This window comes from Bradyrhizobium sp. (assembly GCF_016462955.1).
In the GTDB taxonomy this organism is placed as follows: domain Bacteria; phylum Pseudomonadota; class Alphaproteobacteria; order Rhizobiales; family Xanthobacteraceae; genus Bradyrhizobium.
This window is the reverse complement of sequence record NZ_JAEMSD010000804.1, coordinates 1-2,023: the sequence shown is the minus strand read 5'-3', so window position 1 is coordinate 2,023 and position 2,023 is coordinate 1. Positions and strand designations below refer to the sequence as shown.

Sequence of the window (2,023 nt, the reverse complement as noted above, 5' to 3'; positions counted from 1 at the left end):
GCGACCTCTTCGGCGACGGCAAGATGTTCCTGCCGCAGGTGGTCAAATCCGCGCGCGTGATGAAGCAGGCCGTCGCCTACCTCATGCCGTTCATGGAGGAGGAGAAGGCGCGCAACCTCGCGAACGGTATCGGCACCGAGGGCTCCTCGTCGGCCGGCAAGATCGTGCTGGCGACCGTCAAGGGCGACGTCCACGACATCGGCAAGAACATCGTCGGCATCGTGCTCCAGTGCAACAATTTCGAGGTGATCGACCTCGGCGTGATGGTGCCGGCGGCGAAGATCGTCGAGACCGTGAAGGCCGAGAAGGCCGACATCGTCGGGCTCTCCGGCCTGATCACGCCCTCGCTCGACGAGATGGCGTTCTTCGCCGGCGAATTGCAGCGCGAAGGCCTCAAGCTGCCGCTGCTGATCGGTGGCGCCACCACCAGCCGCGTGCACACCGCGGTCAAGATCGACCCGAGCTACCGCGCCGGGCCCGTCGTGCACGTCAACGACGCCAGCCGCGCCGTCGGCGTCGCCTCCGCGCTGCTGTCGCCGGAGAAGCGCGAGGCCTATGCCGCCGAAGTGCGAGCCGAATACGCCAAGATCTCGGAGGCGCATCTGCGCGCGCAGGCCGACAAGAAGCGCCTGAAGCTGGCTGATGCCCGCGCCAACCGCGTGCCGGTCGACTTCGCCGCGAACAGGCCGGTGAAGCCGACCTTCCTCGGCATCCGAAGCTTCGACGAGTACGATCTCGCCGAGCTCGTCCCGTACATCGACTGGACGCCGTTCTTCCAGACCTGGGAGCTCGCCGGACGCTTCCCCGCCATCCTCGACGACGCCAAGGTCGGCGAGGTCGCGCGCTCGCTCTATGACGATGCGCGCAAGATGCTCGACACCATCGTGAGGGAGAAGTGGTTCCGGGCGCGGGCGACGATCGGCTTCTGGCCGGCGAATGCCGAAGGCGACGACATCGCGCTCTATGCCGACGAGAGCCGCACCAAGCGCATCGCGACGCTGCACACGCTGCGCCAGCAGCTGGAGAAGCGCGAGGGCCGCTTCAACGCGGCGCTGTCCGACTTCATCGCGCCCGCCGGCGTGCCCGACTATATCGGTGGCTTCGTCGTCACGGCGGGCATCGGCGAGGACGCGGTCGCCGACCGCTTCAAAATGGCCAACGACGATTATTCCTCCATCCTGTGCAAGGCGCTGGCCGACCGCCTCGCGGAGGCCTTTGCCGAGCGCATGCACGCGCGGGTGCGCCGCGAGTTCTGGGCCTATGCGCCGGACGAGACGCTCTCCACCGACGATCTGATCCTGGAGAAATACCAGGGCATCCGCCCGGCGCCGGGCTATCCCGCGCAGCCCGACCACACCGAGAAGGCGACGCTGTTCGAGCTGCTCGATGCCGAGGCGACCGCCGGCGTGAAGCTGACCGAGAGCTTTGCGATGTGGCCGGGCTCCAGCGTGTCCGGGCTCTATTTTGCCAGCCCCGAGAGCTATTATTTCGGCGTCGGCAAGATCGAGCGCGACCAGGTCGAGGACTACGCCGCGCGCAAGGGCATGAGCGTCGCGGAAGCCGAGCGCTGGCTCGCCCCGGTGCTGAACTACATTCCCTCGCAACAGGGCAAGACATTCGCGGCCAAGCCTGCGAACGACGAGCCCTCGAACGACCTCGCCTCGCATCCGCCGGGCTGCACCTGCGCGGTGCACCTCGTCTGGCAGAAGAAGCGCGCCGGCGCGGGGTAGTACGGCGCTCAAAACAGAAGTTGAGAAAACAACCCCATGCACAGTAGCGATGGGGTTGAAAGAGCTGGGATATTTCTGTTTCGCCGAAATCGCGTTGCGGCGTCGGGCAAAACAGGGTAGTATGGCATCATCGGGCGGTGACGCACAGGCGGCGGATGTATCCTGTAACTCTCCCACACGCACGATGGCATCCTCCCCTGGAGGGGGAGGATCGGTTCGCATGCAGCGAAGCGCAATGCGGACCGAGGTGGGGTGACGGTCTCTCCACATCCAACAATGCCCGTGTGGAGAGA

At 66.0% G+C, this 2,023-nt stretch carries 1 protein-coding gene; it reads left to right on the top strand.

The features are described from left to right. Positions 1 to 1,730: vitamin B12 dependent-methionine synthase activation domain-containing protein (locus tag JHD07_RS38605; RefSeq protein ID WP_291631775.1), on the top strand; the 1,730-nt coding region annotated here is incomplete at its 5' end. Between the last annotated feature and the right edge of the window lie 293 nt (positions 1,731 to 2,023).